7 protein-coding genes are annotated in these 8,882 nt (G+C 40.0%); 5 read left to right on the forward strand and 2 right to left on the reverse strand.

The genetic code is table 11. From position 1 onward, the window contains the following. Positions 1-55 precede the first annotated feature (55 nt). The 4 genes from WC743_RS23125 to ruvC are packed head-to-tail and all read left to right on the forward strand — an operon-like array spanning position 56 to position 5,232. Positions 56-2,029 carry a DUF3857 domain-containing protein gene (locus WC743_RS23125; protein WP_373015928.1) on the forward strand — a complete coding sequence of 658 codons (1,974 nt, stop codon included), beginning with the start codon at positions 56-58 and terminating at the stop codon, positions 2,027-2,029. A gap of 6 nt (positions 2,030-2,035) precedes the next feature. Continuing rightward, positions 2,036-3,967, forward strand: coding sequence for a DUF3857 domain-containing transglutaminase family protein (locus tag WC743_RS23130; RefSeq protein WP_373015929.1), 1,932 nt, complete (start codon positions 2,036-2,038; stop codon positions 3,965-3,967). Positions 3,968-3,977: 10 nt separating this feature from the next. After that, positions 3,978-4,616 (forward strand): leucyl/phenylalanyl-tRNA--protein transferase, encoded by a 639-nt coding sequence (gene aat / locus WC743_RS23135; protein ID WP_373015930.1) that lies wholly within the window; start codon positions 3,978-3,980, stop codon positions 4,614-4,616. A 19-nt stretch (positions 4,617-4,635) separates the two neighbouring features. Continuing rightward, positions 4,636-5,232, forward strand: coding sequence for a crossover junction endodeoxyribonuclease RuvC (gene ruvC, locus WC743_RS23140; protein WP_373015931.1), 597 nt, complete (start codon positions 4,636-4,638; stop codon positions 5,230-5,232). Positions 5,233-5,265: 33 nt separating this feature from the next. On the opposite strand, the gene WC743_RS23145 is transcribed toward ruvC, so the two are convergent. Together WC743_RS23145 and WC743_RS23150 are read right to left on the reverse strand one after the other, a co-directional pair. Then, the gene (locus WC743_RS23145; RefSeq protein ID WP_373015932.1) at positions 5,266-5,601 is read right to left on the reverse strand and encodes a hypothetical protein; all 336 of its coding nucleotides are present in this window, start codon (positions 5,599-5,601) and stop codon (positions 5,266-5,268) included. Positions 5,602-5,665: 64 nt separating this feature from the next. Further along, positions 5,666-6,190: a 5'(3')-deoxyribonucleotidase gene (locus WC743_RS23150; protein ID WP_373015933.1), complete on the reverse strand. Its 525-nt coding sequence runs from the start codon at positions 6,188-6,190 to the stop codon at positions 5,666-5,668. A gap of 126 nt (positions 6,191-6,316) precedes the next feature. Here WC743_RS23150 and WC743_RS23155 point away from each other — a divergent pair, with 126 nt between their 5' ends. Further along, positions 6,317-8,788, forward strand: coding sequence for a TonB-dependent siderophore receptor (locus tag WC743_RS23155; protein ID WP_373015934.1), 2,472 nt, complete (start codon positions 6,317-6,319; stop codon positions 8,786-8,788). The last annotated feature ends 94 nt before the right edge of the window (positions 8,789-8,882 follow it).

Raw genomic sequence — 8,882 nt, forward strand, 5'->3', positions numbered from 1 at the left:
ACATTAAAATATCTTGACGGAAAGCATTATATTTGGCTCACCTAATCCTAATTAAGTGAATAGAACTATTCCTCTGCTTTTTTTATGCCTTGCCGCATCATTTTTTGCCAATGCGCAAACTTCTCCAACAACCCAACCTTACGGCAAAATTGATATTGCCGACCTCGAATTAAAAAGCTGCGACTTTGAAAAAGATGCTAATGCTATGGTACTGTTTGACAAAGCTAATGCCTATTATGATGCCAATCTTGACCTTGCCATGGAAAGGCACAAGCGCATAAAAATATTTAATGATAACGGAAAAAACAAAGCAAATATCCGCATTGAATATACCAGCGGCAACCATTATGAATACATTACAGGGATACAGGCCCAAACCATTAACATGGTTGATGGCAAAGCCGAAATAACCAGGCTGGATAAAAAATTAATTTATACCGAACGGATAGACAAGCTACGTTCGGCACTGGTTTTTAGTATGCCCAATGTAAAGGCCGGCTCAATTATAGAGTACAAATATCTTTGGAACACAAACTCGATAAGCAACTTCCCTGATTGGTATTTTCAGGACAAAATACCAACAAGGTATAGCGAGTTTACTACCCGCATACCCGATTTTATGTACTTTAAAATAAAAAACAACATTAATCAGCCATTAGTAACCTCTACACGCACAGGCCAGGGAAGAAGCACAGGAATAGGCAACGATGCTATATCTTACTCCCTTGATGTTGAAACCAGGGGGCTTGCCAATATAAATTCACTGCCCGATGAGCCTTATATGTCTTCGGATGCTGATAATTTACAATCAATTGTTTATCATTTAACCTCAATAACCCCTATTGGCACGCTTCACAAAAGTTTTTCTGACACGTGGGCAAAAGTTGGCGGCATACTTGCAGATGATGAAGATTTTGGGTTGCAGTTAAAAAGAAAACTAAGCGGCGAAGACGCTATAATAGCCAAGGCAAAATCATTACCCAACCCCATTGACAAGGTTGAGTATATTTTTAACGAGGTAAAAAACAATATAAAATGGAACGGGGTTGACCGTTGGTATACAAACGACGGCACAGTAGCTGCATGGGAAAAGAAAACGGGCAACTCAGCCGAAGTGAACCTGATATTATATCATTTACTTAAACAATCCGGAGTTAAAGCATACCCTATGGTAGTGAGCACCCGCGACCATGGAAAAGTGACCCGGTATTACACCTTTTTATACCAGTTTAATCGTGCAGTGGTTTATGTTGATCTTGGGATGGATAATACACTTGTGCTTGATGCCACCAGTAAATACAACACTTACAACGAAACACCTGCCAATTTGCTTAATTCTGATGGCCTTTATATTGATAAGGAAAATAAAAAGTATGATATTATTTACCTTATCAATCAATCTCCGGTAAGGCAGGTAACCGTAATTAACGCCGATATTAAAACCGATGGCAAAATGGATGGCACTGCCCAAATTCATAGTTTTGGTTATAACCGTATTAATAGCATTAAACATTTCAAAACAGACGGGGAGAAAAAATACACCGAATTTTTAAGAGACAACAACAACAGCCTAAAAATTTCGCAGTTAAAGTTCGAGAACATGGAAGCCGATACCCTGCCATTAATGCAGAACATCAACTTTAACCTTGATTTGACCGGATCTGATGATAACTACATATATTTTAACGCTAACCTTTTTACTGCATTACGAAACAACCCGTTTTTAAACACCAGCCGCACTACTGATATTGAATTTGGCTATCTTAATAATTATGCCTTAAGGGCAACTTTTAAAATCCCGGCAAATTATAAGGTTGATGCCTTGCCAAAAAGTGTAAACATGGTAATGCCGGATAGCAGCATTACTTTTAAACGCATTGTAGTGAGTGATGGTGAAATGATAGCTGTACGTTATAATATTGATTATAAGAAAAGCACTTTTGAAAAAGAGAACTACCCGGAGTTTTATGATTTCTGCAAAAAGATGTATGAAATGCTGAACGAGCAAATTGTACTTAAAAAATCATAGCCACATATGAAACATTGGTACATAAAAAGCTGGCTATGTGCAGCAGCCTTGTTAGCAACATTTAACGTTTACGCGCAAGATAAAAAGGTAACAAAAGACCTATACATAGCTACCGGCATACCCGACTCTTTGAAGGACGAGGCAAACGCCGTTGTTAGATATTCATCTGATGAATTGATTGTTAAAGGACCGGGCAGGGTTACAGAAAAGCACCATAGCATTGTTACCGTTTTAAATGAAAAAGGCGATGATGAAGCACGATTGATTTTATATTACGATAAAAAATACAACAGTGTAAACAGTGTTGAAATGATTGTTTATAACGCGGCCGGGGTACAATTAAAAAAATACCGTAAAAGCGATATGTATGACAGATCTGCCGCGGATGGGATGTCAATTATAACAGATTACCGGCTATTGGCATTGGGCCACACTATTGCATCATACCCGGCAACCATTGAGGTGATCTATGAAACAAGCAAAAACAGCTATCTTGATTTGGGCGATTGGAATATTCAGGAGCCCGAAAAATCAATTCAATATGCCGAATACAAGGTTTCTATAGTACCCTCTATTGGTTTCAGATTCAAAAACAAAAACACGGGCATTAAACCAGAAAAGACCGTTACCGATGGCATGGAAAAATATACCTGGAAGGTGCAAAACATTAAAGCTGTAAAGCCCGAAGAAGATGCATTGGCCTGGCAGGTTTTCCCTAAAATATCATTTGCCGCTAATTCTTTTTTGTTTGACGGCATGCCCGGCGATATCAGCAACTGGCAAAATTATGGCAAATGGCAGCAAGCATTAAATACCGATGTTAACTCGCTTAGTCCGCAACGTGTAGAAGAAATAAAAACCATGACCGCCGGCATTAAATCTGATAAAGAAAAAGCAAAATTCCTTTATGAGTATTTACAGCAAAACACCCGCTATGTAAGTATACAGTTAGGCATTGGAGGGCTTAAACCGTTCCCGGCAAGCTTTGTTGATCAAAAAAAGTACGGCGATTGTAAAGCGCTTGCAAACTATATGTGTGCCTTGCTAAAGGCGGTTAATATTCCATCTTATTATGCAATGGTTAGGGCGGGCACCAATGCAGAACCTGCCGATCCTTCTTTCCCTACAGATCCTTTTAACCATATCATTTTATGCGTACCGTTTAAAAGCGACACAACCTGGCTTGAATGCACAAGCAGTACCCAACCATTTGGTAAGCTGGGCCCATTTACCGAAAACAGGAATGCCCTTTTAATTACCGAAAATGGAGGCAAATTGGTTAACACGCCAAAAAGCACAGGAATTGATAACCAGTTTAACAGCGAGGTGCGCCTTATTTTAAACGCTGATGGAAGTGCCAAAGTGAAAGCAAAGATTTTAAGTACCGGTGAGTACCGCTCTGATTATATTGGCATAGCCTCTTTTAAGGCCGATGAGCAAAAGGAGTATTTAATACGGACGCTTAACATAAAACAGCCATCGGCATTTGAATATAATACAGGGGCTGATAAAGACGGTGTAAAAGAGGTTACGCTTGAGCTTGAATTTGATAAGTTTTGTGATATAATAGCAGGCAACAAACAGTTTTATCGCCCCCGGCTTTTTGATCTGTGGAAAACAACCTTGCCGGTTTTGGAAAAGCGCAAAACTGATTTCTACTTTAATCAGCCAATGCAAAAAGCATGTATAACCACTATTGAATTACCCGAGGGTTTTGAAGTTGAAACTTTACCCGTTAATCAAAGCCTTAAATTCAGTTATGGCAATTACGAAATTACTTATACCTATAATGCTGCAAAGAACCAGGTAATAAGTACCGCCAAATTCAATCTTATAAATCAGGCTATACCGGCTGCAAAATATGTTGAAATGCAGGTATATATGGATAACATAGCCAAAGCACAAAATAAAAAGCTGGTAATACGCCGTAAGGCTTAAATTTGCCGGGATGATTTTCCGGCTCGATGAACGTTTAGTATTCCCAAACCCCGCCCTTGCCGAAGAGGATGGCTTGCTGGCAGTAGGCGGCGACCTGTCTGTTGAGCGCTTATTGCTGGCTTATCAGAACGGTATATTCCCATGGTACAGTGAGGATGAACCTATCCTGTGGTTTTCGCCGCACGAGCGTTTTGTGTTGTATCCTGATGAATTAAAGGTTTCAAAATCTATGCGCCAGGTATTACGATCAGGCATATTCACGGTTACAACCAACCAGTGTTTTAATGCTGTGGTTGAAGCCTGTTCATCCGCGACGCGTGAGGGGCAGGATGGTACCTGGATAACAGTCGATATGAAAGCGGCTTATGCCCGGCTCCATGAACAGGGCTATGCACACTCGGTTGAGGTTTGGCAAAATGGCAATTTAGCGGGTGGCTTATACGGCGTACATGCTGGTGATGTTTTTTGCGGCGAAAGCATGTTCAGCAAAGTAAGCAATGCTTCAAAAACCGCTTTAATATGGCTTTGCAACACAGGCAAATACAACCTGATAGACTGCCAGGTTTATACCGAACATTTAGAAAGCATGGGCGCACGCATAATTCCCCGCGAAGAATATATTGGCATTCTGCATAAAACCAATGCTTAAACATTAGTTTTGTAAACAGATGGAGCAACCCAACATAAAAGAGCGTATAATTTTAGGAATTGACCCCGGAACAGCCGTAATGGGCTATGGGTTGATATTGGAAAAAGGCCCTAAAATGGAGTTGATAAGTCTTGGTGTGATCAAGATGGAAAAGATTGACGACCATATGCTTAAGTTGCAGCGCATATTTGAAAAAACAGTTGCCCTTATTGATAATTACAAACCCGATTGCCTGGCTATTGAGGCCCCATTCTATGGCAAAAATATACAGGTAATGCTGAAGCTTGGCCGCGCGCAAGGGGTATGCATGGCGGCAGCGTTATCCCGCAATGTTACTATTACAGAATATTCGCCGCGTAAAATAAAGCAATCAATAACCGGGAATGGCAATGCTACCAAAGAACAGGTAGCCGCCATGCTGCAAACCCTGCTAAAGTTTACCGAAACCCCTGATTTTTTAGATGCTACCGATGGCCTGGCAGTAGCCGTTTGCCATTCGTTCCAAAAGATCGCGGTTACAAAAGCAGGGAAAATAACCAGCAAAAAAGCCTACTCGGGCTGGGATACCTTTGTGAAGGACAACAGCGCAAGAGTGGTTAAAGGCCTGGGGAAATAATCAATATCTTGAGCCTTATTTTGCCTTGCTTTTTTATTTTGGAATATATCCTTCGTAAAATTCACCTGTGCCTTTTGCATCAAGTCTTCCAACTGTTACCTGCTCAGAACTATTTGATAATTCAATACCAGGTCTTAAATGATAATGTTCTCTTGCTCCATTTGGTAAATATTTATCGTTTACTTTTTCTTGATTTAGTTCTGCAATTTCAATTAGTAATTTAGCAAGGGATTTTAATCCTTCCAGATCTCCATGGATTGATATTTCGTCCCACTTTGTTATTTCTCCCTCGAACTCGTCTTCATGATGATCAATGCATATCTCTAAATGTCCGTCGATTTCGTTTCCTTTGATTCGCTTATATTTCATCTCTCTCCATTTGTCGGTTTAGGCCTGTAAGATAACTTATAAATATCCGCTTATCTACAAATAATTAAAGCAGCATCGCCCTTACTTCTTGCCAGTTATTTACACGCACATCCCAGTCTACATTTAAATTATGCCCGGAGGTAAACAATACACCTTGGCCAATAAATCTTTTAAAGTGCTTTACATTGTCATCTATCAAATAATCGGCATTGATAATGCTTTTATCGCCACAAAAAACAATGTTTGTCCAGGAGATATACGGGAAATGATCTTTTAACCATTTCAATTTTGGTAAAAGTGAATTAGGGAATTCCATGGCCGCGGTGGTAATAAAGATCTCGTATTTTTCATGCAGATCGCGAATTACTTCCTGGCTGCCGGGCATAATGGTAAGATCTTTAAAAAAATCATCATGAAAGGCGTATTTCCGGGGCAGGCCTGCATGCTCGGGCAATATCAAATCTTCAAACTTTTTTGAGATCAACTGTTCTTCGGTAAATTCTATATTATAATCACGTTTATACCATTCGGCAAACCGGCCAATAGCATCCGTAATTACCTCGTCCATATCAATAGCAATTCTCTTCATAGTGTCTTGTATACACAAATATAACACCTATAAATCAGTATATTATTTATAATAATTCTAAATAATTTGCAACTTCTTGATTTAAAATATACTTTTGGTCATTATTTATAATAAGTCTTAATAAACATGAAGAAAATTCAACCTTACCTTTTTTCAATACTTACCGTATTTCTTTTACTGTCCGCAATTATAAACTCCAATAATACTTACGCCCAAAGCACCAGGGGAACTGTTCGTGGTAAGGTTGTTTCAGCCAAAAACGAACCTGCTGGTAATGTAACTATAGGTTTAGAGGGCACCAATTACGGTTCCATAACCAATGACAATGGAGAATTTTCTTTCAGGGCACCAGCCGGTTCCTATAAAATTATTATATCATACGTTGGTGTGCAGCGTATAGAGGTGCCTGTTACCATTACAGCGGGTCAAATAACTGAGGTTCCGCAAATAACTGTAAACGCCAGCCTTTCGCAATTGAGCGAGGTGAACGTTATAGCAAGCCACTCTAACCGTTTTACCAGCCAGGTAAGTAATGATGCTGCCAAGATCCCTTTATCTCCTTTAGAAAATTCACAAAGCTATACCACCGTAACCAGCGGATTACTTAAAGAGCAACAGCTTTTTAGTGTGGATGATGCATTAAGAAACGTGCCGGGCATTCAAAAAATGTGGGACGCTACAGGCCGTGCCGGCGATGGCGGCTCCTACTTTACTTTACGTGGTTTTACCACTCAGGCAACTATTCGCAACGGCATTGCCGGTTTGGTTACCAGCGGTATTGACGCGGTTAATGTAGATAAAATAGAAGTAATTAAAGGCCCTTCTGCAACGCTGTTTGGCAGTACCTTAACCTCTTTTGGTGGTTTAATAAACAGGGTAACTAAAAAACCTTATCAAACGTTTGGTTTAGAAATAGGCCACACCGTTGGCAACTATGATTTGAACCGTACCAGCATTGACCTGAATACACCGCTTGGCTCAAACGTTGCTTTCCGTTTAAACTCAGCTTACAATTATGAAGGCAGTTTCCAAAACTATGGCAAAAGCCGCACCTTTGCTGCCGCGCCAAGCTTAGCTATTAAAGCAAACGACAAGCTCTCTTTCCTTTTAGAAGCCGAAATGTTTTACGGCCGTAATTCGGCTAAACCCTTCTTCTTCTTTTACGATTCGCCAAAAACAATGGGCATTACCGATGTTAGTCAGTTGAATATTAATTATAAGAATGCTTACTCTAACGATAACATTACTTCATACAGCCGCAGTTTAAACTACTTTGCCGAAGCCAAATACAAATTCTCAGATAAGTTTACCTCGCAAACTGTTTTCTCTTCATCAAATAGTTTCTCAAATGGTGCAAGCCCTTATTATTACCTGATAACTGATGCTACTGCCATTGCTATTGCGCCGGGTACAGTTGACCTTCCGGGCAACAATAACTACATATATCGTAACGATCAATCAACAGCAAACAGCAAATTGAATGCAATTGAAATTCAGGAAAACATTAACGGCGATTTCAATATCGGAACCATGCGTAACCGTTTTGTGTTTGGGTTAGATTTTCAACGCCAAAACTCCCATCAGATATTTTTTGGCAACGCTTACGGCATAGCTCCTATTAACGACCCGAATTTTGATTACGGTGCCTTTAACAAACTTGTGGTTGATAAAACGAATGCAGCTAACCCGGTATCATCGGCAAATGCCTATCCCTACATCTACAAAACCAATACTTACAGCGCTTATGCATCAGATGTGATCAACCTTACCGATAGGTTAATTGCTTCGGTTGGTTTACGTGTAGATCGTTTTGAAAACAAAGGCAACTACAGTTATGATGGTGAACAAACATCAAAACCATACAGCCAAACGGCGTTCTCGCCTAAATTTGGTTTGATCTATCAGCCGGTGAAAGATGCGCTTTCACTATTTGCCAACTATCAAAACGGCTTTCAAAACCCGGCTCCTTTTTTAAATGCTAATAGCGAGACTGTTACTCCCAAAATACAAAATGCTAACCAGATAGAAGGTGGTGTTAAACTGGCTTTATTTAATGGTAAATTGAATGGTACCCTTAGCTACTACCGTATTAACCTAACCAATGTGTTGCGACCTATTCCAGGTTCAGCAATTGGTTCAATTCAGGATGGCACACAAAGCAGCAAAGGTTTTGAAGCAGAGATCATAGCCAGCCCGATATCGGCCCTTAACATTATAGCAGGTTTCTCTTATAACGATTCCAAGTATACAAAAGCTGATGCTGATGTACAGGGCCTTCGCCCAAATACTGCCGGTTCGCCTTACTTAGCTAACTTTTATGTAAGCTACCGTTTACCACAAACCGCGGTTAAAGGTTTAGGTGTGGGCTTCGGGGGCAATTATGCCAGCAAAAACAAAATAATTAACAGCGTTAGCCAGGGGACTTTCTCACTGCCATCATATACATTGTTTAACAGCTCTGTGTTCTTAGACAGATCTAAATATCGTTTTGGTTTAAGTGTAAATAACCTTACTAACAAACATTACTATACCGGCTATACTACCATTAACCCACAAAGGCTGCGCCAGTTTGTATTAAGCGCAACCTATAAATTGTAAGTATGACTCCATTTAAAAAAGTGATGCTTTTTTGCCACCGCTGGCTCGGATTTATTTCCGGGCTTGTGGTGTTTATAGTGAGCATTACCGGCTG

The organism is Mucilaginibacter sp., from assembly GCF_041660805.1.
GTDB lineage: Bacteria > Bacteroidota > Bacteroidia > Sphingobacteriales > Sphingobacteriaceae > Mucilaginibacter.